This is a genomic window from Mycobacterium sp. BMJ-28, from assembly GCF_054404835.1.
The window spans coordinates 3,532,590-3,556,874 of record NZ_CM136783.1; the positions used below are offsets into that span (position 1 = coordinate 3,532,590).

General features: G+C 69.0%; 22 protein-coding genes. 11 read left to right on the forward strand and 11 right to left on the reverse strand.

Going from position 1 to position 24,285, the window contains the following annotated elements:
• Window positions 1-4: 4 nt before the first annotated feature.
• The 3 genes from ACXPWS_RS17595 to ACXPWS_RS17605 all read left to right on the forward strand — a co-directional run bounded on the left by ACXPWS_RS17595 (window position 5) and on the right by ACXPWS_RS17605 (window position 3,802).
• Window positions 5-697, forward strand: coding sequence for an NUDIX hydrolase (locus ACXPWS_RS17595; protein ID WP_458707893.1), 693 nt, complete (start codon window positions 5-7; stop codon window positions 695-697).
• A gap of 39 nt (window positions 698-736) precedes the next feature.
• Entirely contained in the window at window positions 737-2,092 is a 1,356-nt protein-coding gene (locus tag ACXPWS_RS17600) for a lipase family protein (protein WP_458713578.1), read from the forward strand.
• A gap of 141 nt (window positions 2,093-2,233) precedes the next feature.
• Complete coding sequence (locus ACXPWS_RS17605) at window positions 2,234-3,802, forward strand: hypothetical protein (RefSeq protein ID WP_458707894.1); 1,569 nt, start codon at window positions 2,234-2,236, stop codon at window positions 3,800-3,802.
• Window positions 3,803-3,821: 19 nt separating this feature from the next.
• On the opposite strand, the gene ACXPWS_RS17610 is transcribed toward ACXPWS_RS17605, so the two are convergent.
• The 5 genes from ACXPWS_RS17610 to bioB form a co-directional block, all read right to left on the reverse strand.
• Complete coding sequence (locus ACXPWS_RS17610; RefSeq protein WP_458707895.1) at window positions 3,822-4,745, reverse strand: ATP-grasp fold amidoligase family protein; 924 nt, start codon at window positions 4,743-4,745, stop codon at window positions 3,822-3,824.
• Window positions 4,746-4,748: 3 nt separating this feature from the next.
• Window positions 4,749-5,687, reverse strand: coding sequence for a methionyl-tRNA formyltransferase (locus ACXPWS_RS17615; protein ID WP_458707896.1), 939 nt, complete (start codon window positions 5,685-5,687; stop codon window positions 4,749-4,751).
• A gap of 133 nt (window positions 5,688-5,820) precedes the next feature.
• Window positions 5,821-6,492 carry a DUF2567 domain-containing protein gene (locus ACXPWS_RS17620; protein ID WP_458707897.1) on the reverse strand — a complete coding sequence of 224 codons (672 nt, stop codon included), beginning with the start codon at window positions 6,490-6,492 and terminating at the stop codon, window positions 5,821-5,823.
• 29 nt (window positions 6,493-6,521) lie between these two features.
• A complete protein-coding gene (gene bsaP, locus ACXPWS_RS17625; RefSeq protein ID WP_458707898.1) occupies window positions 6,522-6,767 on the reverse strand; it encodes a biotin synthase auxiliary protein BsaP in 246 nt (81 codons plus the stop codon).
• 11 nt (window positions 6,768-6,778) lie between these two features.
• Complete coding sequence (gene bioB / locus ACXPWS_RS17630; RefSeq protein ID WP_458707899.1) at window positions 6,779-7,774, reverse strand: biotin synthase BioB; 996 nt, start codon at window positions 7,772-7,774, stop codon at window positions 6,779-6,781.
• A 50-nt stretch (window positions 7,775-7,824) separates the two neighbouring features.
• Here bioB and ACXPWS_RS17635 point away from each other — a divergent pair, with 50 nt between their 5' ends.
• On the forward strand, window positions 7,825-8,451 hold the full coding sequence (locus ACXPWS_RS17635) for a TetR/AcrR family transcriptional regulator C-terminal domain-containing protein (protein ID WP_458707900.1): 627 nt from the start codon (window positions 7,825-7,827) through the stop codon (window positions 8,449-8,451).
• On the opposite strand, the gene ACXPWS_RS17640 is transcribed toward ACXPWS_RS17635, so the two are convergent.
• On the reverse strand, window positions 8,407-9,171 hold the full coding sequence (locus ACXPWS_RS17640) for a maleylpyruvate isomerase family mycothiol-dependent enzyme (RefSeq protein WP_458707901.1): 765 nt from the start codon (window positions 9,169-9,171) through the stop codon (window positions 8,407-8,409). The genes ACXPWS_RS17635 and ACXPWS_RS17640 overlap by 45 nt on opposite strands.
• Before the next feature lie 79 nt (window positions 9,172-9,250).
• Between ACXPWS_RS17640 and ACXPWS_RS17645 the strand changes: the two genes are divergently transcribed.
• Together ACXPWS_RS17645 and ACXPWS_RS17650 are read left to right on the forward strand one after the other, a co-directional pair.
• Window positions 9,251-9,715 (forward strand): hypothetical protein, encoded by a 465-nt coding sequence (locus tag ACXPWS_RS17645; RefSeq protein ID WP_458707902.1) that lies wholly within the window; start codon window positions 9,251-9,253, stop codon window positions 9,713-9,715.
• Entirely contained in the window at window positions 9,708-10,019 is a 312-nt protein-coding gene (locus ACXPWS_RS17650; protein WP_458707903.1) for a transcriptional regulator, read from the forward strand. The genes ACXPWS_RS17645 and ACXPWS_RS17650 overlap by 8 nt, the downstream gene beginning before the upstream one ends.
• A gap of 6 nt (window positions 10,020-10,025) precedes the next feature.
• Here ACXPWS_RS17650 and ACXPWS_RS17655 read toward each other — a convergent pair whose 3' ends face one another.
• Genes ACXPWS_RS17655 through ACXPWS_RS17670 form a run of 4 tightly spaced genes read right to left on the reverse strand, consistent with a single transcriptional unit; the run spans window position 10,026 to window position 13,698 of the window.
• A complete protein-coding gene (locus ACXPWS_RS17655; protein ID WP_458707904.1) occupies window positions 10,026-10,547 on the reverse strand; it encodes a 2'-5' RNA ligase family protein in 522 nt (173 codons plus the stop codon).
• A gap of 2 nt (window positions 10,548-10,549) precedes the next feature.
• The gene (bioD, locus tag ACXPWS_RS17660; RefSeq protein WP_458707905.1) at window positions 10,550-11,221 is read right to left on the reverse strand and encodes a dethiobiotin synthase; all 672 of its coding nucleotides are present in this window, start codon (window positions 11,219-11,221) and stop codon (window positions 10,550-10,552) included.
• A 7-nt stretch (window positions 11,222-11,228) separates the two neighbouring features.
• Window positions 11,229-12,374, reverse strand: a complete 1,146-nt coding sequence (locus ACXPWS_RS17665; RefSeq protein ID WP_458707906.1) for an 8-amino-7-oxononanoate synthase — start codon at window positions 12,372-12,374, stop codon at window positions 11,229-11,231.
• A 31-nt stretch (window positions 12,375-12,405) separates the two neighbouring features.
• A complete protein-coding gene (locus ACXPWS_RS17670) occupies window positions 12,406-13,698 on the reverse strand; it encodes an adenosylmethionine--8-amino-7-oxononanoate transaminase (protein ID WP_458707907.1) in 1,293 nt (430 codons plus the stop codon).
• Between the two features lie 92 nt (window positions 13,699-13,790).
• On the opposite strand from ACXPWS_RS17670, the gene ACXPWS_RS17675 reads away from it, so the two are divergent.
• From ACXPWS_RS17675 to ACXPWS_RS17695, 5 genes are all read left to right on the forward strand, one after another.
• On the forward strand, window positions 13,791-15,935 hold the full coding sequence (locus tag ACXPWS_RS17675; protein WP_458707908.1) for an acyltransferase family protein: 2,145 nt from the start codon (window positions 13,791-13,793) through the stop codon (window positions 15,933-15,935).
• A 1-nt stretch (window position 15,936) separates the two neighbouring features.
• On the forward strand, window positions 15,937-18,066 hold the full coding sequence (gene glgX, locus ACXPWS_RS17680) for a glycogen debranching protein GlgX (protein WP_458707909.1): 2,130 nt from the start codon (window positions 15,937-15,939) through the stop codon (window positions 18,064-18,066).
• Window positions 18,067-18,077: 11 nt separating this feature from the next.
• Window positions 18,078-20,375: a malto-oligosyltrehalose synthase gene (gene treY / locus ACXPWS_RS17685; RefSeq protein ID WP_458707910.1), complete on the forward strand. Its 2,298-nt coding sequence runs from the start codon at window positions 18,078-18,080 to the stop codon at window positions 20,373-20,375.
• Window positions 20,372-22,090 (forward strand): malto-oligosyltrehalose trehalohydrolase, encoded by a 1,719-nt coding sequence (gene treZ / locus ACXPWS_RS17690; RefSeq protein ID WP_458707911.1) that lies wholly within the window; start codon window positions 20,372-20,374, stop codon window positions 22,088-22,090. Before treY ends, treZ begins: the two co-directional genes overlap by 4 nt.
• An 83-nt stretch (window positions 22,091-22,173) precedes the next feature.
• On the forward strand, window positions 22,174-22,944 hold the full coding sequence (locus ACXPWS_RS17695) for a methyltransferase domain-containing protein (protein ID WP_458707912.1): 771 nt from the start codon (window positions 22,174-22,176) through the stop codon (window positions 22,942-22,944).
• A 5-nt stretch (window positions 22,945-22,949) separates the two neighbouring features.
• Here the strand turns inward: ACXPWS_RS17695 and ilvA are convergent, their stop codons facing one another.
• Window positions 22,950-24,236: a threonine ammonia-lyase IlvA gene (gene ilvA, locus ACXPWS_RS17700; RefSeq protein ID WP_458707913.1), complete on the reverse strand. Its 1,287-nt coding sequence runs from the start codon at window positions 24,234-24,236 to the stop codon at window positions 22,950-22,952.
• Window positions 24,237-24,285: the final 49 nt, after the last annotated feature.

Consider the following 24,285-nt stretch of genomic DNA (forward strand, 5'->3'; position numbering starts at 1 on the left):
AAACATGCCACATACTAGCACCGACCACGAAGTGCTCGCCGTCGTGTTCCAGGTGCGCCAGCTGTCGTCTAAGACACCGCAGCTCAGCGCACTGTTGTGGCAACGCGCGATGGACCCTCAGCGTGGCGCGTGGTCACTGCCCGGCGGCCGGCTGCGTCACGACGAGGACATGATCAGTTCGGTCCGCCGCCAACTCGCCGAGAAGGTCGACCTGCGCGAGCTCACACATCTGGAACAACTTGCGGTGTTTTCCGACCCCGCCCGGGTGCCCGGCCCACGGACCATCGCGTCGACCTTCCTGGGCCTGGTGCCCTCCCCTGCCACCCCGGAGCTGCCGCCGGACACCCGCTGGCATCCCGTCTCCGCGCTGCCGCCGATGGCCTTCGACCACGGGCCGATGGTGACCCACGCGCACACCCGGCTGATCGCCAAACTGTCCTATACGAACATCGGGTTCGCCTTGGCTCCAAAGGAATTCGCACTCTCTACACTGCGCGACATCTACAGCGCCGCGCTCGGGCACCCGGTCGACGCGACCAACTTGCAGCGCGTCCTGGAACGGCGCCATGTCATCACCCGGACCGGCACCACGGCCCGGTCCGGCCGCAGCGGCGGCCGGCCGGCGGCGCTCTACCGGTTCACCGATTCGCGCTACCGGGTGACCGACGAATTCGCCGCATTGCGCCCACCTGGGTGAGTCGGCTGGCTTCTTAGACCATTCTTAAGCAACAATGCCCTGATGGACTTGGGCAGTGCGGCCAGCGCCACCGGTGCCGAGTGGATCGGGCGCGTCCCGCATGAGCAGCTCGAACGCGGCGTCCGCCCGGCGCTGCCCCGGGATGACGCGTTCTACGATCCGCCGACCGGTTTCCAACACGCCGAGCCAGGGACGGTGCTGCGCAGCCGCGATGTCGAGGTCGCCTTCCTGGGGCTGATTCCGCAGCAGGTGCGCGCGATCCAACTGCTCTACCGGACCACCGACATGAAGGGCCGCCCGGATGCGGCGGCCAGCACGGTGCTGTTGCCCGCCGACCGTGAACATGCCGGCTCGGCGCCGCTGATCTCCTACCAGTGCGCCATCGACGCCATCACCTCGCGCTGCTTCCCGTCGTACGCGCTGCGCCGCCGGTCGGTGGCACCTGGCGCGGTCCCCCAGTTCGAACTGCTGCTCATCGCCGCGGCGATCGCCGAAGGCTGGGCGGTGTCGGTTCCCGACCACGAGGGCCGCGCCGGTAACTGGGGCACGCCCTACGAGCCGGGATACCGGATCCTGGACGGGCTGCGCGCCGCCCTCGGCTCCGAGCGGCTGGACCTGTCACCCGACGCGCCGATCGGGCTGTGGGGGTATTCCGGCGGCGGGCTCGCCACCGCATGGGCGGCCGAGATGAGCGGCAGCTACGCACCCGAACTGAACATCGTGGGCGCCGTCCTCGGCTCACCCGTCGGCGACCTCGGCCACACCTTCCGCCGGCTCAACGGCACCTTCGCCGCCGCCCTGCCGGCCCTGGTGGTCGCCGCACTGGCCGACGTCTATCCGGGCCTGCGCCGCATCATCGACGAGCACGCCGACGACGAGGGCCGCGAACTGCTCGAGCGGTTGCACCACATGACCACCGTCGAGGCCGTGCTCCGGCTGATGCGCACCGATATGGGCGACATGCTGGACCAGCCGTTGGAACAGATCCTGTCCACCCCCGAGGTCCGGCACGTCTTCGACGACATCAAACTCGGCGCCGCGGTGCCCACACCGCCGGTGTTGATCATCCAGGCCGTGCACGACGAGATCATCTCGGTCGGCGGCATCGACGAACTGGCCGAGACGTACTCCTCCGGCGGCGCGCGGGTGACCTATCACCGTGATCCGCTCAGCGAACACCTGCTGCTGCACCCGATGTCGGCCCCGATGGCGTTGCGGTGGCTCTCCGACCGATTCGCCGGCCGGCCGCTTGACACCAATCTGCGTCGGACCACCTGGCCCACGCTGCTGAATCCCTCCACCTACCGCGGCATGGCCAGGCTGGCCGTGATCGCCGCGAAAGTGATTACCGGACAACGGATCCAGCACCTACCCTTGTCCGTTTTCGATCGCTGAGGACCGACGCCTGCCGGCGAGCAAAGCTGTGAGTTTCTCTCAGCAAGCGGCTGTGAAATCCCTGCAAAATTGCTGTGCGAACGGCATCATGTCGGAGGCATCCGCCGGACGTCGGCGGTCGAGCAAACAGGGAGCCGATGGATGACAGGCAGACTGACGGGAATCACCGCGAAGACGGCCGCGACGACGGCGGTCGGGGCGATGGTCCTCGCCGGCACGGCAGTGGTTGCCGTCCAACATGTTCCGGACGCCCCCGCCGCGAAGTCGATGATCGGCACCGAGCCGGCCATCGCCCGGCTGGCGACGCCGACCACCCTGCTGGCCGCCGTGGCATCCACCTGGTCCGCCGACCCCGGTGCCATCGCGCCGATCAGCCTGGCCGTCGGTGACACCACCTCCGTGGTCCTCATCCCGCTCACCTCCGCGGCGATCGGACCGGCGCGCTCGCCGGCCGCCACACCGGCGATCTCCGGGCAGCGCACCGCCAATCCGCTCACCACCCGGCGTTCGGCGCTCGGCACCGGGTTCGCCACGGCGGCCACCGGCGCGGCACCCGCCGGCGCGGCCACCCTGGCCACCACGGTCACGCTCGCCGACCTGCCCGGTTCGATCGCCGGGGTACTCGGAACCATCGGTGGCAACATCCCGATCGTCGCGGTCTTCGTGCGCAACGGCACCGCGGCCAACCCGGACGCCGGGCTGCTGATCGGCAACGGCTACAACGTGACCGCCGAAGGCGGCAACGGCGGCCGCAGTGGGCTGCTGCTGGGCAACGGCGGCAGCGGGGGCCTCTACGGCAACGGCGGCGCGAGCGGACTGATCGGCAACGGCGGACGCGGCGGCGCGGGCGGTGGCGACGGCGGCGCGGCCGGCCTGCTGATCGGTAACGGCGGACGCGGCGGGGACGGCGCCGGACTCAATGCCGACGGCGGTGACGGCGGACGCGGCGGCCTGCTCGGCGACGGCGGCCGTGGCGGGGACGGCGACCACACCGCCGGCCTGGAGACCGCGGGCAACGGCGGCCACGGCGGCGCGGGCGGCATCATCGCGGGCAACGGTGGCCGGGGTGGGGACGGTGCCGACGCCACGGGTCTCAACGCGGTCGGTGGAAGCGGCGGAAATGGCGGCACCGCAGGCACTCTCGGCGCCGGTGGCAGCGGCGGGAACGGCGGTGGCGCTCAGGGCGTCGCCGGTTCCGGTGCCAGCACCGCCACCGGCGGGCGCGGCGGCGACGGTGCGCAGTCGCTCTACGCGCCGGGCCGGGGCGGTCGCGGCGGCGACGCCTACACCCCGGACTCGGACACGGCGGACGACACCGCGACCGGCGGCGCCGGTGGCCGTGGCGGCATCGTGGAGCTCGGCGTGGCCGGCTCCGGCGGTACGGGCGGAAACGGCCATGCCGGCGCGGGCCAGGGCTCCGGTGGCACCGGCGGAGCGGGCGGCGGCAACGCCATCGCCGGCAACGGTGGCTGGGGCGGCGACGGGGGTTCCGGTACCACCGCGACCGGCACCGGCACCGGCGGCACCGGTGGGCGCGGCGGCAACAGCGGCGTCGTCGGAGGTGGCGGGCGCGGAGGCAACGGCGGCACCGGCACCCACACCTCCTCCGGCGGCACATCGGCGGGCGGCCAGGGCGGTACGGGCGGCGACGGCCGCGGTCTCGGCACGCCGGGCGGCGGCACCGGATCTCCCGGCGGCTCCGGGGTCTAGTTGCGGCGGTGCGGCTCGGTCAGGGTTGACCGGGCCGCACCTGCTCGAGTGTCGGCAGCTTCCAATGGCGGCCCGACTCCAGATCGAATTGCTTTGGCTTGTATCGAAGTAATCCGCCCCCCGGGTACGGGGTGTACTCGCCGAACCACACGTCGCCGTCGACCGCGTACAGGTCGACGCGGATGAAGTCCCAGCCCGCACCCAGGATGCCGGCGATCTCCATCATCGTGGCCAGCTCGGCCGGCCGCTGCTCATCGGCCACCGGCCGGATCCGCCAACGCACCGGCAGCCGGTTCCACTCGGCGTCCAGGAAGGTCGCGGTCTGGTCGCCGAACCGCCCTCTGTTCACCTGGACGAACTGAACCTGCCCGTCGAACACGAAGAACTTGTAGTCGGGCGGTGGTGCGCCGTCCGCGGTGAGGATCTTCTCTTCGAGCAGCAGCGCCGGGGTTGCCTCGCTGTATCCCCATTCGCCGAGTTCGGCCGGCGTGCGCTGCCACCAGGACCGGGTCTGCGCCGTGAGCGCGGCGAGATCGGTGGTCGCATCGGGCCCGAACAGCGCGTGACCGCTGCTGTGGTTGGGCTTGAGCACCCACGGCGGCAACTCGCCGAGGTCCGGGGCGTCGCGCAGATCCGTGCCCGACCAGTAGGTGACCGGAATCCGCAGCTCCGCGCCCGGGTAAGCGGCCCGGGCCATCTCCTTCATCCTGGCCTTGTCGCACGCGGCGATGATCCGGTCCCGCCGGTCGTTGAGAATCCGCCAGTTCACCTTCTCGTTGAAGGTCGACGGCGTGCGGAAGTCACCCAGACGGTGGATCATCGTCAGGTGGTACAGCTGGCGCAGCACCGGCACCGGCAACGTTCCGATCAGACGTCGATGCGCAGCAACGAGTTTCGGTGGTGCAGTCCTGTTCTTCAACAACGGCTTCTGCAGCAGCGGCATGGGTCAGGCCTGGCTGGTGAGATAGCCGCCGCGACGGAAGAACTTGTCGCCGCTGTGCTCGGCCCCGTCCGCGGAACGGACCCGGGTGATGACGAGTCCGCGGTTTCGCCCGAGGTAGGACTCCGGCCCGGAGACCACGGCGCCGCCGTCTTCCTGGACGACCACCCGGCCGGGGGTGCCGCCGTACCGGATCTCGGAGATCTTGGCCTCCAGCACCTCGATCCGCTCGCCGCGGTAGAACGTGTAGGCGGGCGGATAAGGCTCGGACAGGGCACGCACCAGCCGCTCAAGCACTTCGGCCGGCCAGTTCCAGTCGATCAGGCTGTCGCGCTCGGAGCGCTTGTGGAAGTAGGTCCTCTCGGCCTTGTTCTGCGGCCGCCACTCCGCGGTGCCGGACTCGAGCGCCGTCAGCGCTTCCTTCAGGGCGCCCGGAATCAGCTCGATCCCGCGCTCCACCAGTGCGGTGCCGGTGTCCTTCGGGCCGATCGGCAGCGCGTGCTGGACCAGGATGTCCCCGGTGTCCAGATCCTGATCCATCCGGTGGATCGTGAGCCCGATCTGTGACTCGCCACTGATCAGCGACCACAGCACCGGCGAGAATCCGGTGCCTTTCGGCAGCAGCGAATCGTGCAGATTCAGCGTGCCGTGCGGCGGGAGCTCGTAGAGCTCCGGCGGCATCCAGGTGTACCAGCTGTTGACCACGATCACGTCGGGCCGGGCTTGCTTGACGAGCTCGATGGTGTCGTTGCCGACCCGCTCGGTGAGGTGCACAGGGACACCGAGACTGCGCGCCAGCTCCTCGACCGAATCGGAGAAAATGCCCTTGTACGAGTCGTCGCTGGCCGGGTGGGTGACCGCGAGCGCGACGTCGTGACCCAGATCGATCAAAGCTTGAAGTGTCTTCACTCCCCATGTCTGGAACCCGAAGGACACGATGCGCATTGCGAAACCTCACTCGAATTTGTCGTCGCTGCAATTTGCTGTGAAACAGCTATGAGCACGTCAATTTACCTATGAGGGTGCGTTTTGTGGGGGCTACGTTTGCGGGAACCGCAGCACCCGGACATAAGTCCAGTTAGGACGCTGGGCCGGCCGCAGCGGGATGGCCGACGCCACCGCCGGCCGCGGCCGGGATCGGTGGATAGACGCCGGTGTATTCCACGGGCGGCCACCCGCCCAGATCGTCGCGCGGCGTGGACAGCGCGAGGAGGGTATAGACCAGTGCCGCCACGGCGGCAGGCAGCAGGATGGTCGCCGCGATCTGCAGCGGGCCATGCCCGAAGAACACCGCGGGAGCTTCGGTCACATAGTGGATCCGGTGCTCCGGAGACACCGGCGCCGCGGCGATGTCGATGACGCCGTAGCGCCAGCGCACCAGTACCGCCCCGATCCCGGCGGCGGCGCCGGCCGCAGCCGCCGCACCCACCGTCAGCGCGGCCAGCAGCACGGGCCCGCGGTGCGGACGCCACTGCCAGACCAGCACCGCCGCCACGACGGCCACCGCACTGAGCATGCCGATGAGCAGCACCTCGCCCAGAAAGAAGTTGTCGGACTCGTTGCCCAGATAGGCCGTGGTGCGGTTGCCGCTCTTGGTCAACGCGACGACGCCGTGGATGGGCGGCGCCAGCCAGGCCCACAGCGCACCGACGAGCACACCGGACAGGCCCACGCCGACGACGACCCGCACGGCCGCGGCGGCACGTGAAACCTTGGGCGCATCAACAGCCTTGGAGTCCGAGAGGCTCATCGGGGCACTTTGCTCTTCGCCCGAGAGGCTCATCGCCGGGTGTCCAGATCCTTGGAGTCGACCTGTCCGTGCCGCGAGCATTTGGCCCACCAGCCGTCGGGCCGGACCTGCACGATCATCCGGCGCCCGCACTCGGCGCAGAACCTCGGCGGTTCCAGACCGAGCTGCGCGGTGGTCGGGCTGGCACTGCCCGCCGGACCGCCGGTGTAGACGTTGAAGTTGCCGGCACCCACGGGTGCGGGCAACGCGGGGCTCACGGAACCTTCACTGATCATCACCACTGGTTCTACAGGGTGGCGTTGAGGGCCTTGATCGGCATCTGCAGATCATCGAGAAGTTCGAGATCGGATTCGGCGGGCCGGCCCAGCGTGGTCAGGTAGTTACCGACGATGACGGCGTTGATCCCGCCGAGGATGCCCTGCTTGGCGCCGAGGTCGCCCAGGGTGATCTCGCGACCACCGGCGAACCGCAGCATGGTGCGCGGCAGCGCCAGCCGGAACGCGGCGACGGCGCGCAGTGCGTCGGCGGCCGGCAGCACCTCGAGATCGCCGAACGGCGTGCCCGGACGCGGGTTCAGGAAGTTCAGCGGCACCTCGTGCGGGTTGAGTTCGGCGAGGTTGGCGGCGAATTCCGCACGCTGTTCCAGCGTCTCGCCCATGCCGAGGATGCCGCCGCAGCACACCTCCATGCCGGCCTCGCGGACCATCTCCAACGTGCCCCACCGCTCCTCCCAGGAGTGCGTGGTGACGACGTTGGGGAAGTACGACTGCGCGGTCTCCAGGTTGTGGTTGTAGCGGTGCACGCCCATGTCCTTGAGGCGGTCCACCTGCTCCTGGGTCAACATGCCGAGCGAGCAGGCGATCTGGATGTCGACCTCATTGCGGATGGCTTCGATGCCGGCCGCCACCTGGGCCAGCAGCCGCTCGTCGGGGCCGCGCACCGCGGCCACGATGCAGAACTCGGTGGCACCGGTCTTGGCGGTCTGCTTGGCGGCTTCCACCAGGCTGGGAATGTCCAGCCATGCACTGCGTACCGGGGAAGCGAAAAGCCCGGACTGCGAACAGAAATGGCAGTCCTCGGGGCAGCCACCGGTCTTCAGGCTGATGATGCCCTCGACCTCGACCTCGGGCCCGCACCACTTCATCCGGACCTCGTGGGCCAGGGCCAGCAGCTCGTCGAGTTGATCGTCGGGCAGTTGCAGCACCTGCAGGGTCTGATCCTGATCGAGGCCCACGCCGCGGTCGAGTACCTGCTCGCGTGCCTGAACCAGAATGTCGCTCACCGATTTGCCTCCATCAGCCTCTTGAACACCGTTCAGGTTAGAGTAACGGTGTGCAGCTGCACAAACGTGACGTAGTCGAAGCCGCGACGGCCATCCTGGACAACTTCGGAATGGCCGACCTCACCATGCGCAGACTGGCCCGCGAACTCGCCGTCAGTCCGGGCGCGCTGTACTGGCACTTCGCCAACAAGCAGGAGCTGCTGGGCGCGGTGACCGACCAAATCCTGGCGCCCGCCCTGGCGCGACACCTCGGTGGCGGCTGGCGCGATCAGATCACCGACGGCTGCCACCGGTTGCGGGACGCGCTGTTGTCGCACACCGACGGTGCCGAACTGGTGTCCGCCAGTTTCGCCGCGGGGCAGTCGCAGGCCATGACCGATATCGTGGCCCAGCTGTCGGCCGCCGCGGGCGAAGCCGGGATCGCCGGCCCCGACACCGAATTGGCCGCCCGCACCGTCGTCTACTACGTGCTGGGCTTCACCGCCGACGAACAGTCCCGCCTGCAGTGGGACGCCGCGGGTGCCACCCTGCCCGACGGGCAGTCCGTGCTGACGGCCGAACCGTCCCGGCGCTTCGCCTTCGGCCTGGCGGTGCTGATCGACGGACTGGCCGCGCACGACGGCTCCGGCGCACTACATGCCGTTGGCGACGACCTCGCGCAGCGCCGCCTCGGCTGACGGCTTTCCCGCCACGGCAACCGATCCGCCGCGGGTCCACGCCCACAGCGCCAGGTCCTGGACCGGACCGGTGACCGTCACATCGGCGCGACCCGCGGCGGCCCTGCGCGCGTAGCACCCCGAGGCCCCCGACGCTGCCGTCCACCGCCTGACGTCGACCAGCCAGCTCCGATCGACGTCCGAGGCGACGAATTCGGCGACGGCCGATGGCTCATCGCGGGCCCCGGCCGGTAGCCACCCCCACATCACGTCGACAGCGTGATCGACCGCGCCGGCCGCCGCCCCGGGTGAGATGGGGCCGACCGCCATCCCAGCCGTCAGTTCGGCATCCACCCTGTGCATGGTCGCCTCGTAGGTCTGCATCCGCCGGGTGAAGCCGACGGTCTGATCCGGCTCCCACCAGGTCCACCGCGGCTCGGCATCGTCGAGGCGCCCGAGCTGGTGAAGCAGTGCCCGGGTGCTGGAGTCGCGCAACGCCTGCAGGTCGGCGACCCGTGTCGGGCGTGGCGGTTTGGCCTGCTCGACGGCGTGGACGTCGGCCTCGGTGCGGGCGTCGCGGGCCAGGATCTGCGCCCAGAACCAGTGCACCTCGGTGAGGTGCCACAGCAGATCGAGCGCATTCCAATCCGGACAGGTCGGGCATTGCGCCTCGGGTTCGGCGGCGCCGAGCACCTCGGCCAGCCGCTGGGATTCGGCGCGGATGATCGCAGCGCGGTCCATGCCTCCAGCATTCCAGACACCCTTGACTTTCCAAGCGGGAAAGTGGAGGCTTGTTTCCAACCAGGAAAGGAGAACCGGGATGGACGAGATCACGCCGGAGAGCGCGCGGCACGCACTCGAGGTCGCAGAGCGGGCGCGGCAACGGGTGGCCGAGGAAATCGGGCTGCCGCGCGGATACTGGTGGGCCCTGGCGGCGGTGTGGGTGGCACTCGGTGTCCTCGGTGACTACGGCCCGCGCTGGCTGACCACCGTGGCGACGGTGGGCTTCGCCGTCGGGCACAGCACGGTGGCGTCGCGTCTGCTCAGCGGCCGGCGCCGGTCCGATCGGATGCAGGTCAGCGCCGACACCGCGGGTTCGCGGATACCGCTGGTGGTGATCGGCATCCTGCTCGGGCTGGTGCTGCTGACCATCGCGGCAGGCTTCGCGCTGCACGCGGACGGCGTGCGACACGCCGGGGCCTGGGCGGCCTTGCTCGCCGCGGCGATCATCGGGTTCGGAGGTCCGGACATCCTGCGGGTCACGCGCCGGTGGGCACATGCCTGAGCCGGCGCGGTTCGACGAGCTGATCCACCCCAGTACCCGACTCACCCTGATGGCGACCCTGGCCGCCGCCGACTGGGCCGAATTCGGTTATCTCAAGGAACATCTCGCACTGTCGGACTCCGCGCTGTCCAAACAGCTGACCGTGCTCGAGGATGCCGGGTATCTGCACACCGAGCGCCGACTGGAAGGCAGCAGGCACAAGGTGCGCGCCCGGTTGACCCCGGCCGGCCGCGGCGCCTTCGCCGGCCATGTCGCCGCGCTGAACGCCATCGTGGCCGGGCAGTTGGCGCAGCCGCAGAGCTGACCCGGCTCAGCCGACCAGGTGTTCGCGCCTGGCCTCGCCGTCCCAGCGCCGAAGGCGCACGAACGCCCCGTCCACCTCGATCCCGACACCGGGTACCGACAGCGCGCGGTCCAGCAGCGCGGCGTCCAGGCGCCGGGCGAGCGTCACATGCGGGGTCCAGTGCCCCACCGCGGCATGGGCGTATGCACCGGATGGCATGTGCGGCAAGCAGATCCGATGGATCTGCGCGTGCAGGCCGAGAAGCTCGGCCGAGGGAACCACCAGCCGCGCCAACGTGAACGGGCCCCGGCCGAACAAGATCGGCGCCCCGAGACGGCACCGCACCGGTAGCGCCTCTGTCATTGCGGACAACTCCGCATCGACATCCGCGGACAGTGCGCCGGCCACCGTCATGGTGACGTGCGGACGATTGGACGGAGCGCGATGCGCTGCCTGGCTGGGCACACCGGCGTCGGCCAAGGCATCCCAGACCAGCCGGACCGCGTGGTCGGCATCGGGATCCAGCAGCAACTCCACCGAGTGCGCCACCGCTACACCAGGCCCGCGATCCAGTCCCGGTCGAACGCCGCGGCACTGATCGCCGCGAAATCGGCACCGACGGCGGCGCCCGCAGGTAGCACGGCGCGCACCGGCGCGAGGCTTTCCAACGCGGACCGGTTGCCCAGTTCGGCCACACCGGGTTGTGCCGGCCAAGCGCCAATCACCAATCCGGCACACGGAATACCATGCGCTGCAAGCGATTCCAAAGTCAAGGCGGTGTGGTTGAGCGTCCCCAGCCCCGCTGCGACGACGAGCAACACCGGCGCGCCGAGATCGGCCGCGAGATCGCGCAGCGTCACCCCGCCGGCGCCCAGTTCGACCAGCAGGCCACCCGCGCCCTCGACGAGGGTCAGGGCACCCGGTTGCGCCACCGCGCGCACCGACTCGACCAGCTCGGCCCTGGTCGGCAACGGCAGCCCGGCCCTGGTCGCCGCGGCGACCGGCGCCAGCGGTTCGGGATAGCGCCAACCGCCGTGCAGCGCCGTGACGCCCGCCAGCCGGCCCACCTCCCCGAGGTCGTCGTCGCCATCGATGGTGCCGGTCTGCACCGGCTTACACACCGCGACATCGAGTCCGGCCAGCCGGGCCGCGCATGCCAGCGCCGCGGTGGTCACCGTCTTACCTACACCGGTGTCGGTGCCGGTCACCAACAGCAGGCTCACCGTGCCCTCATCGAACCGAAGCCAGCACTTCGGTCAGCACCCCGCGGGCCAGAGCCATCTCGTCATCGGTGAGCGAGGCCCGCGCGGTCAGCCGCAGCCGGGACGTGCCCGCGGGCACACTCGGCGGCCGGAAGCAGCCCACCCGCACGCCGCGGTCCAGGCAGGCCGCGGCGGCGGCGACGGCCACCTCGGGCTCCCCCAGGATCACCGACACCACTGCCGAGGTGGGCGCATCCGGCACATCGCAGCACTCGGTGAGTTCGGCGGCGCGGGTCAGCACCGCGGCCGCGCGTTGCGGTTCGGCGATCAGCACCCGCAGCGCGGCCAGCGCCGCACCGACGGCCGCCGGAGCCAGTCCGGTGTCGAAGATGAACGGCCGGGCAGCGTCGATCAGGTGCGCACGCACCGCCTCGGGTCCCAGCACCACACCACCCTGGGAGCCGAGCGCCTTGGACAGCGTCGTGGTCATCACCACGTCGGGTGCGCCCGACAAGCCGGCCTCGTACAGCAGTCCCTGACCGCCGGTGCCGCGCACACCGATCCCGTGCGCCTCGTCCACCAACAGCAGCGCATCGTGTCTGCGGCACACCTCGTGCAGCTCGCGCAGCGGGGCCAGCACGCCGTCGGCGGAGAACACCGACTCGGTCACCACCACGGCACGCTCCTCGGAGCGCCCCGCTAGCGCTTGCTCGACGGCGGCCACATCGCGATGCGGGGCCACCGCCACCCGGGCCCGCGACAACCGGCAGGCGTCCACCAGTGAGGCATGCGACAACGCGTCGGACACGATCAGTGCACCCGGCCCGGTCAGCGCGACCAACGCACCGAGGTTGGCGGTGTAGCCCGACGAGAACACCAGCGCCGCCTCGGCCCCGGTGAACCGGGCCAGCTCGGTCTCGAACTCCTCGTGCAGTTCGGTGTTGCCGGTGACCAGGCGGGATCCCCCCGCGCCGGCCCCCCAGGTGCGCAGGGCCTGGATGCCGCCGTCGAGCACGGCGGGATGCTGGGACAAACCGAGGTAGTCGTTGGAGGCCAGGTCGAGTTCGGTCCCGACGGGCGGGCGGACCCGCAGTGCACGTCGCAACCCGGCGTCGCGGCGCTGCTGTTCGACATCGGCCAGCCAGGCCAGCGGTGAAAGACCGGTGCGCGTCACGGATGCAATCCCTTCAGGACTTGAACACCGTTCAGGTTAACGCACGCGCCACGGCCACCATCGCCGAACCGATCTGAGCCACCTCGGCCGGCGTGCAGATGAACGGCGGCATCGCGTAGACCAGCCTGCCGAACGGCCGCAGCCACACCCCGTGCCGAAGCGCCGCCTCGGTGGCCACCGCCATATCGACCGGCTCGGCCATCTCGATGACGCCGATCGCCCCGAGCACCCGGACATCGGCGACCCCCGCCACGTCCCGGGCCGGCGCCAGCCCGTCCCGCAGCCCGGTCTCGATCTCGCGCACCCTGGTTTGCCAGTCTCCGCTGCGCAGCAACTCCACCGATGCCACCGACACCGCGCACGCCAGCGCGTTGGCCATGAACGTCGGCCCGTGCATCAGCGCGCCCGGCTCTCCGGAGCTGATGGTCCGGGCAATCCCGGCCGTGCACAACGTCGCCGCCAGGGTGACATATCCCCCGGTCAGCGCCTTGCCGACGCACATGATGTCCGGACTGACACCGGCATGATCGGCCGCGAAGAGCGCACCGGTGCGGCCGAATCCGGTGGCGATCTCATCGAAGATGAGCAGCACGCCGTGCCGGTCGCAGGCGCCCCGCAGGTCGGTCAGGTAGCGCGGATCGTGGAACCGCATCCCGCCGGCGCCCTGCACCACCGGCTCGACGATGACGGCGGCCAGTTCATCGGCGTGGTCGGCCAGCTGCGCTTCGAAGGCCGCGCTGTAGGCGGGGTCGTACCCGGTCGGCACCTGCGGGGCGAACACCTGCGGCGTCAGGACATCGGTCCACAACTCGTGCATGCCGCCGTCCGGGTCGCACACGCTCATCGGGGTGAACGTGTCGCCGTGATAGCCGCCGCGCCAGGTCATCAGCCGGTGTTTGGCCGGTCGGCCCTTGCTGCGCCAGTACTGCAAGGCCATCTTGGCCGCCACCTCGACGGCCACCGAACCCGAATCACTGAAAAACACCGTGTCCAGCCCGGCCGGGGTGACCTCGACGAGCAGCTGCGCCAGCCGGGCGGCCGGCTCGTGGGTCAGCCCGCCGAACATGACGTGGTTCATGGTGGCCAGCTGCGCGGTGACCGCGGCGTCGAGTACCGGGTGACCGTGCCCGTGCACCGCCGTCCACCACGAACTCATCGCGTCCAAGGCCTGGATGTGCTGCCCGTCATGCACCAGCGTCAGCCACGCGCCCTTGGCGCCGACCGCGACCACCGGCGCCAACGCCTCCGAGCCGATGGTGCTGTACGGGTGCCAGACGTGTGCGGCATCGATCGCGCTGATCTCGTCGGGTGTCAACGCGGGCATGGCATCCGACACTATCGCTTTGCTCGCCGAGGCCGACGTGACGCCCGTGACCTGAGCCTTGCAGGGATCTTAGGTAGATTGAGTCACCGACCATGAAGACCCCCACCCTCAGCCGGACCCCGTCCGGCGCCGCCGATCGTGCCGAAATGGGCACCCGCACATCGGGTTTCTATCGGCACGATCTGGACGGATTGCGCGGGGTCGCCATCGCGCTCGTTGCGGTGTTCCACGTCTGGTTCGGCCGGGTGTCCGGGGGTGTGGACGTGTTCCTGGCCTTGTCCGGGTTCTTCTTCGGCGGCAGGCTGCTGCGCACCGCCCTGCGCCCGGGGGCTTCGCTGCGGCCCGGCCCCGAGGTCATCCGGCTGGTGCGCCGCCTGCTGCCGGCCCTGGTGGTGGTGCTGGCGGCCGCGGCGGTGCTGACCATCCTGGTGCAGCCCGAGACGCGCTGGGAGACCTTTGCCGACCAGAGCCTGGCAAGTCTGGGCTACTACCAGAACTGGGAACTGGCCGATTCGGCGTCGAACTACCTGCGCGCCGGAGAGGCGGTCAGCCCGCTGCAACACATCTGGTCGATGTCGGTGCAGGGCCAGTTCTACATCGCGTTCTTGGCGCTGGTCTTCGGGTTCGCCTATCTGCTGCGCAACCGCATGCGCCGGCACCTGCGTACCGCCTTTGTCATCGTCATCGGCGCGCTCACCGTTGCCTCGTTCGTCTACGCGATCTTCGCCCACAACGCCGACCAGGCCACCGCCTACTACGACAGCTTCGCCCGCGGCTGGGAAATGACGGCGGGCGTGCTGGCCGGCGCCCTGGTACCGCGGGTGCGGTGGCCGATGTGGCTGCGCACCGTGATCGCGACCGTGGCGCTGGCCGCCATCGCGGGGTGCGGTGCGCTGATCGACGGAGTGCGCGAGTTCCCCGGTCCGTGGGCCCTGGTGCCCGTCGGCGCCACCGTGCTGTTCATCCTGTCGGCAGCCAACCGCGGCGACGCCGCTCTGCCGGCACCCAACCGGCTGCTGGCCACCAAACCGTTCGTCTCGCTGGGGTCGATGGCCTACGCGCTGTACCTGTGGCATTGGCCACTGCTGATCTTCTGGCTGGCCTACAGCGGCGGATCCCATGCCGGCCTGCTGGACGGATCGGTGGTGTTGCTGGTGTCCGGCGTGCTGGCCTGGCTGACCACCCGCTACATCGAGACGCCGCTGCGGTACCGCGCCCCGGCACAGCGCCCCGCGGCCGCGCAGGTGATGGCGTGGCAGACCCGGTTACGCCGCCCGACCATCGCCCTGGGCACCGCGGTCACCCTGCTGGGTGTGGCGTTGACGGCGACATCGTTCACCTGGCGCGAGCACGTCACCGTGCAGCGGGCCAGCGGCAAGGAACTGTCCGGGCTGTCGTCGCGCGACTACCCCGGCGCGCGGGCCCTGATCAACCACGCCAAAGTGCCCAAGCTGCCGATGCGGCCCACCGTGCTGGAGGCCAAGAACGACCTGCCGGAAACCACCGATGACGGTTGCATCTCCGATTTCGACAATGTCGACATCCTCAACTGCACCTACGGTGACAAGGACGCCACCCGGACCGTCGCGCTGGCCGGCGGCTCGCACGCCGAACACTGGATCACCGCGCTCGATTTGCTCGGCCGGCTGCACCACTTCAAGATCGTCACCTATCTCAAGATGGGTTGTCCGCTGACCACCGAGGAGAACCCCCTGGTGATGGGCGACAACCGGGCCTACCCCAACTGCAGGGAATGGAACAAGAAGGTGATGCCGAGGCTGCTGGCCGACCACCCGGACTATGTCTTCACCACCTCGACTCGGCCATGGAACATCAAGGACGGCGACGTGATGCCCGGCTTCTACATCGGCATCTGGCAGGCGTTCGCCGACGCCGGGATCAATGTTCTCGCGATGCGTGACACACCGTGGCTGGTGCGCGACGGCAAGCCCTATTTCGCCGCCGATTGCCTGGCCGACGGCGGCGATTCCATCTCGTGCGGCATGAAGCGCGCTGAGGTACTGTCCGACCACAACCCGACCCTGGATTTCGTCAAGGAGTTTCCCAACCTCAAACCGCTCGATATGAGTGACGCGGTGTGCCGACCCGACATCTGCCGAGTTGTGGAGGGAAATGTCTTGATGTATCACGATTCTCACCATCTTTCGACCACCTACATGCGGACCATGACCAACGAGCTGGGACGCCAGATGGCCGCCGCGACGGGCTGGTGGTGACATGGTGACCACGGTCTGGCCGGGAACCGCCTATCCCCTGGGCGCCACGTACGACGGTGCGGGCACCAACTTCTCGCTGTTCTCCGAAGTCGCCGAGAAGGTCGAGCTGTGCCTGATCGCCAAGGACGGCAGCGAGGAGCGCATTGCGCTCGACGAGGTCGACGGCTATGTCTGGCACGCCTATCTGCCCACCGTCACGCCCGGCCAGCGCTACGGCTTCCGGGTGCACGGTCCGTGGGATCCCGCCGCCGGTCACCGCTGCGATGCCAGCAAGCTGCTGCTGGACCCGTACGGCAAGTCCTTTCACGGTGCCTTCGACTTCACCCAGGCGCTGTTCTCCTATGACCTGACCGCCGAGGATCCCGGAGCGACCGGTGACCTGCCGGGAGTCGACTCGCTGGGCCACACCATGACCAGCGTGGTGATCAACCCGTTCTTCGACTGGGGATCCGACCGCGCCCCCAAGACGCCCTACCACGAGACCGTCATCTACGAGGCCCACGTCAAGGGCATGACGCAGTTGCATCCGGGAATCCCGCAGGAGCAGCGCGGCACCTACGCCGGCCTGGCGCACCCGGTGATCATCGATCACCTCAAGGCGCTCAACGTCACGGCCATCGAGCTCATGCCGGTGCACCAATTCCTGCACGATCACCGGCTGCTGGATCTGGGACTGCGAAACTACTGGGGCTACAACACCTTCGGCTTCCTGGCGCCGCACTATCAATACGCGGCCAATCAGCACGCGGGCGGAGCGGTCGCCGAATTCAAGGCGATGGTGCGGTCCTTCCACGACGCCGGTATCGAGGTCATCCTCGACGTCGTCTACAACCACACCGCCGAGGGCAGCCACCTCGGCCCGACCATCAACTTCCGTGGTATCGACAACGCCGCGTACTACCGACTGCTCGACGGCCAGCCGCAGTACTACAAGGATTTCACCGGCACCGGCAACAGTCTCAACGCCCGGCATCCGCACACCCTGCAGCTCATCATGGACTCGCTGCGGTACTGGGTGATGGATATGCATGTGGACGGGTTCCGCTTCGATCTGGCCTCGACGCTGGCCCGCGAGTTCTACGACGTGGATCGCCTGAGCGCGTTCTTCGACCTGGTGCAGCAGGATCCGGTGATCAGCCAGGTGAAATTGATCGCCGAACCGTGGGATGTCGGCGAGGGCGGCTACCAGGTCGGGAACTTCCCAGGTTTGTGGACGGAGTGGAACGGGAAATACCGCGACACTGTGCGCGATTACTGGCGGGGCGAGCCCGCAACCCTGGGCGAGTTCGCTTCCCGGCTGACCGGTTCCTCGGACCTGTACGAGGCGACCGGGCGGCGGCCGAGTGCGAGCATCAACTTCGTCACCTGCCACGACGGCTTCACGTTGAACGACCTGGTGTCCTACAACGAGAAGCACAACGAGGCCAACGGTGAGGACAACCGCGACGGCGAGAGCCACAACCGGTCCTGGAACTGTGGCGTCGAGGGCCCCACAGAGGATCAGGCGACCCTCGAACTGCGGCACCGGCAGATGCGCAACATTCTGGGCACCCTGATGGTGTCGCAGGGCACGCCGATGATCAGCCATGGCGATGAGATCGGTCGCACCCAGCGCGGCAACAACAACGCCTACTGCCAGGACTCCGAGATCGCCTGGATCGACTGGTCGATGTGCGAGTCCAACGCCGACCTGTTGAACTTCACCCGCAAGGTCGTCGCGCTGCGCAAGAACCACCCGGTGTTCCGGCGCCGCCGGTTCTTCGACGGAACACCCATCCGGACCGCAGAGCAGGAACGCGATATCGCCTGGCTGACGCCGGCCGGAACCGAGATGACACCGCAGGACTGGGGTTCCGGGTTCGGCAAGAGCATCGCGGTGTTCCTCAACGGCGACGCCATCCCGGAACCCAACTCGCGTGGCGAACGCGTCACCGACGACTCATTCCTGTTGTGCTTCAACGCGCATGACGAGGCATTGGATTTCGTGTTGCCTGCGCAGGCGTACGCCCAACAGTGGACGGCAGCCCTCGACACGGCCGACCCAGGCGGTACCAACGATCTCGTCGCCGCCGCGGGAGAGAAGATCTCGCTGCGGGCGCGGTCGCTGCTGGTGCTGCAGAAGAAAAACTGAACGGACCGACTGTGACCCCTGTCCTGTCGACGTATCGCCTTCAGCTGCGCGGCGATTCGTTCACCTTCGCCGACGCCGAGAACCTGCTGGACTACCTGGCCGATCTCGGGGTGTCGCACCTGTACCTGTCCCCCATTCTCACCGCGACCGCCGGATCGACGCACGGCTACGACGTCACCGACCCGACGACGGTGTCCGCCGCCCTCGGCGGACCCGAAGGGCTGCGCAGACTTTCGGAATCGGCACGTAGTCGGAAGATCGGCCTCATTGTTGACATCGTGCCCAACCACGTCGGAGTGGAAGATCCGGCGCAGAACGCGTGGTGGTGGGACGTGCTCAGGCACGGCAGGAAGTCGGCCTACGCACACTTCTTCGACATCGACTGGGAGCTGGACCACGGCCGGATCGTGCTGCCGGTACTCGGCTCGGATGACGACGTCGACTCGCTCACGGTCGACGGCGAGCAGCTGCGCCTCGGTGACCGGGTGTGGCCGATCGCGCCGGGTACCGGAGGTGGCACCGGCGCGCAGGTGCACGACCGTCAGCACTACAAGCTCATCGGGTGGCAGGCCAGGGCGAGCGAAGCGACGGGGCAAAGCTACGGCATCTGCGGCTACCGCCGGTTCTTCTCCATCACCTCGCTGGCCGGCCTGCGCCAGGAGGACCCCGACGTGTTCGCCGCCACCCACGCCGAGGTGGGCCGCTGGTTCACCGAGGGCCTGGTCGACGGCCTGCGAATCGATCATCCGGATGGGCTCACCGACCCGGCCGGTTACCTCACGTCGTTGCGCGCACTGGTCGGGCCGGATGCCTGGATCGTGATCGAGAAGATCCTGGCGCCCGACGAACCGCTGGACACCGCGTTGCCGGTGGACGGCAGCACCGGATACGACGCCCTGCGCGAGATCGGCGGGGTGTTCATCGATCCCTCCGGCGAGCCGGAACTGACCGCGCTTTACCCACCGGCCGCGCACACCGCCGAGCAGATCAGCCAGCTCAAGGCCACCACCGCCGCCACGACGCTGGGCAGCGAACTGGCCCGGCTGCGGCGCGCCATCGCGGCCGCCTCGGGCACCGACCACCCGCTGCTGCCCGAGGCGATCACGGCGCTGCTCACCCACGTCGGGGTGTACCGGTTCGACTACCCCGTCCTGGCCGCCGTCGGTCCCGTCGCGATCGCCCGAACCGCCGCCGACCGCCCCGAACTCGCCGACCCGCTGCAACTGGTCGCCGACGCCCTCGCCGAAGGCGGCGAGGCGGCCAAGCGCCTCCAGCAGCTGTGCGGTGCGGTGACCGCCAAATCGGTCGAGGACTGCCTGTTCTACCGCGATGCCCGCCTGGTGTCGCTGAACGAGGTGGGCGGGGAACCCGACCGGTTCGGGGTGAGCGCAGCCGAATTCCAGCTGCGTGCCGCGACCAGGGCCCGGTTGTGGCCGCGCGCCATGGTCACCACCTCCACCCACGACACCAAGCGCGGCGAGGACGTCCGGGCCCGGATCGGTGTGCTGTCCCAGATCCCGGCGTTGTGGGCCGACCGGATCGGTCGCTGGTCGCGGGTGGTCATCGCGCCCGACGAAGCCACCGGACTGTTCTTGTGGCAGAACATCTTCGGGGTGTGGCCGGTCGATGGCGAGGTGACCGACGAGCTGCGCGACCGGTTGCACGCTTACACCGAGAAGGCGATCCGGGAGGCCGGCACGCACACCTCGTGGGACGATCCGGACACCGAATTCGAGTCCGGCGTGCACGCATGGCTGGACTCGATCATCGACGGGCCCGTCGGTAACGAACTGACCGGGCTGGTGGCACAGTTGCAAACGCACGCGGTCAACGATGTGCTGGGCCAGAAACTGCTGGCGCTGACGGTGCCCGGGATCCCCGATATCTATCAAGGCACCGAACTAACCGATGACAGCCTGGTGGACCCGGACAATCGCCGGACCGTCGACTACCCGGTCCGGCGGTCGGCACTGTCCGGCGGTACCGATCCCAAGATCCGGGTGGTCCACGCGGCGCTGCGGTTGCGCCGCGACAAACCGGACACCTTTCTGACCGGCGGGCATCACCCACTGCTGGCGCGCGGGCCGGCCGGCGATCACGTGGTGGCGTTCCGGCGCGGTGACGACGTGGTGGTTGCGGTGACCCGCTGGACCGCGAAACTCGGCGAAACCGGCTGGGGGGAAACACAACTCGACCTTCCCGAGGGCACCTGGTCGGACCGGATCAGCGGTCGCACCCACTCCGGAGCGGTGCGGGTCGCCGACCTGTTCGGAGAATTGCCGGTGGCGCTGCTGGAGCGGACGCCATGACCGAGTTCGCGGTGTGGGCGCCGCGCCCGCAGCGGGTGCGCCTGGACGTCGACGCGACGACGTACCCGATGGTCCGCGGGGCCGACGACTGGTGGCGCGCCGAGGTGCCCGCCGGGCCCGACAGCCGGTACGGCTTCGTCCTCGACGACGACGAGACCGTGCTGCCGGACCCGCGTTCGGCACGCCAACCCGATGGGGTACACGCCCGCTCCGCGGTGTGGACTCCGCGGTCCACACCCGCACCGTGGGCCGGCCGGTCCATCGAGGGCGCGGTGATCTACGAATTGCACCTGGGCACGTTCACGCCGGGCGGCACCTTCGACTCGGCGATCGAGAAGCTGGATCACCTGGTCGAACTCGGGGTGGGCTTCGTCGAATTGATGCCCGTCAACGCGTTCAGCGGGACGCACGGTTGGGGCTACGACGGCGTGCTGTGGTACGCCGTGCACGAACCCTACGGCGGCCCGGACGGACTGCTGCGCTTCGTCGACGCGTGCCACGCCCGTGGCCTGGGCGTGCTGATCGACGCCGTCTTCAATCACCTCGGTCCGTCCGGCAACTACCTGCCGCGGTTCGGCCCCTATCTGTCGCGCGGCAGCAATCCGTGGGGCGAATCGATCAACATCGCCGACGCCGATGCCGACGAGGTGCGCCGGTACATCCTGGACTGCGCACTGCGCTGGATGCGCGATTTCGGGGCCGACGGTCTTCGCCTGGACGCCGTGCACGCCCTGGTGGACACCACCGCCATCCACATCCTGGAGGAGCTGGCCGCCGAAACCGATGCGCTGGCAACCGAACTGGGCCGGCCGTTGTCGCTGATCGCCGAAAGCGACCTCAACGATCCTCGGCTGATCACTCCGCGCGAGCACGGCGGACTCGGGATGACGGCGCAGTGGGACGACGACATCCACCACGCCATCCATTCCGCGGTGTCCGGTGAACGGCAGGGTTACTACGGCGATTTCGGCTCGATACAGACGCTGGCGCAGACACTGGCGCACGGATACTTCCATGCGGGCACCTATTCGTCGTTCCGGCATCGCAGGCACGGCCGCCCGCTGGACACCGCCACCATCCCGGCCACCCGGCTGTTGGCGTACACACTGACCCACGACCAGGTGGGCAACCGGGCCGTCGGTGATCGGCCGTCGCAGAACCTGACGTTCGGCCAGCTGGCGGTGAAGGCGGCGCTGGTGCTGGGCTCCCCCTACACCGCGATGCTGTTCATGGGCGAGGAGTGGGGATCGTCGAGCCCGTTCCAGTTCTTCACCTCGCACCCCGAGCCCGAACTCGGCCGGGCCACCGCAGAGGGACGCAAGGCCGAGTTCGCGGCGCACGGATGGGACGCCGACGACATTCCCGATCCGCAGGACCCGGCCACCTTCGAGCGCTCCAAGCTGGACTGGAGCGAGCCGTCCGTCGGTGAGCACGCCCGGCTACTGCAGGTCTACCGCGACCTGATCGAATTGCGAGCGAGCGAGTCCGACCTCGCCGATCCCTGGCTGACCCATCTGCACATCGAGTACGACGAGGACGCCCGCTGGATCGTCATGCACCGCGGCGCGCTGACGGTGGCCGCGAACCTCGGCACGGCGGCGGTGACGGTCCCGGTCGCCGGCGCCACGGTGCTGGCCTCCGACGATCCCACCCCCGATGGCTCGGGAACCCGGCTGCCCGGGCACTCGTTTGCGGTGTTGCGCCGCGCGCAATAGCACTTTCGGCGAATTGACGATCCCGACAACCCGGCCACCGTTCTGCGTTAACGTGTAACACGAAACACGAACCGGGAGAACGAATGAGCGTCGGATCGGCTTTGCTACAACGCGTCACCGCGCAGGCTTTCGCACCTGAAGCGGTGTATCGGCTGTGGCTGCAAGGTAACGGTGCCGCCAGGCCGCAGGACCCGGTCACCGCGCCGTCCTGGTGCACGACGCTGAAATCGACGGCCCAATGGCAGCAGGCGCTGGCCGACCTCCGCAACCTCGGATTGCCCGCACACAACGACGGACCCAAGAACTGGGACACCCAGATCATCACCGCGGCAATGCTTTCCACGGACGGGCCGATCCTGGATGCCGGCGCGGAGACCTACTCGATGGTGCTGGCGGCACTCTATCTCTACGGCCGGCGCGACCTCACCGGCGTCAACCTGGTGTTCGACAGGCCATTTCGGCGCGGACCGATCCGATTCGAGCCGGGCGACATCACCCGGACCAGATTCGCGAACGAGACGTTCGCCGGAATTTCCTGCCAGAGCGTCGTCGAACACGGGGTGGACCTGCACGCATACTTCGCCGAGATGGCCCGGATCCTGCGCCCGGGAGGTGTGCTCTCCACGTCTACGGACTATTTCCCCGAACCCGTCGACACCGGCGGAAAGGTCGCCTACGGCGTACCGGTGAAGATCTTCACCCGCCAGGAGATCCTGGATGCGCTCGATTTCGCCGCCGGCGTCGGGCTCACGCCGACCCACGAGGTGGACCTGGACTGCACGGAGCGCCCCGTGCACTGGAAGCGGATGGATCTGCGCTACACCTTCACCTGCTTGACCTTGCGCAAAGGGTAGGGCGGTCAGGTCAGGTAGCGGTAGGTCGGCGAACCCGGCTCCAACAGTTCGACGTGCGCCTCGGAGTCCCGCATGCGGTGCAGCAGCCCGTCCAGATCGGTCGCCGAGCCCAACTCGATTCCGACCAGCGCCTCCCCGGTCTCCCGGTTGTTGCGTTTGACGTATTCGAACAGCGTGATGTCGTCGTTGGGCCCGAGCACGCTGTCGAGGAAGTTGCGCAGCGCACCCGGTTCCTGCGGGAAGTCGACCAGGAAGTAGTGCTTGAGGCCGAGGTGCACCAGTGAGCGCTCGAGTACCTCGCCGTACCGGGACACGTCGTTGTTGCCACCGGAGATGACACAGACCACCGTCGACCCCGGTGCGATGTCGGCCTCCAGCAGCGCCGCCACCGACAGCGCACCCGCCGGCTCGGCGATGATGCCCTCGTTCTGGTAGAGGTCGAGCATCGCGGTGCACACCGCGCCCTCGTCCACCGCGGTGATCGACACCATGTCCCCGGCAGCGGCCAGTACCGCGTAGGTGTGCGTCCCGGCCCGCGCCACGGCCGCCCCGTCCACGAACTGGTCGACGTCGTCGAGCGTGACCGGTTCGCCGGCAGCCAGGGCCGCCATCATCGAGGCGGCGCCTGCGGGCTCCACCCCCAGCACCGCGGAATTCGTGGTGCGCGCCGACAGGTAGGTGGTGATGCCGGAGATGCAGCCGCCGCCACCGACCGGCACGATGACCAGATCAGGTTCCTCGGGCAGCTGCGCCAAGATCTCCGCACCGATGGTGCCCTGCCCGGCGATGGTCCGCGGGTCGTCATAGGGCGGAACGAGCGTCGCACCGGTGCGTGCGACATCGTCGATGGCGGCCGCCGCGGCCATGTCATAGGTCTTGCCGCCGACGATCAATTCGATGAACTCACCGCCGTGATAGCGGATCCGGTCCCGCTTCTGCTTGGGCGTCTTGGCCGGCACGTACACCCGGCCGTGCACGCCGATGGACCGGCAGGCCAGCGCGAAGCCCTGGGCATGGTTGCCCGCCGAGGAGCACACCACACCGGCGGCCAGTTCCTCCGGTGTCAGCTGCATCAGCAGGTTGTAGGCACCGCGCAGCTTGTAGGACCGCACCGCCTGCAGATCTTCCCGCTTGAGGTACACCTGCGCGCCGGTGATGGCCGACAGCCGATCGCTGAATTGCAGCGGGCTCACGGTGACCACGCCGGAAATTCGCTGAGCGGCCTCGTCGATATCGGCCGCTGTCACGGGCAGCGGCGTCCGACGTGAATCCTGGCTCAGTTCGGCAGACACCGCCTCATGGTGCCACCAACGGGCGCCCAGGCGAAAAAGTGGGCAGCTT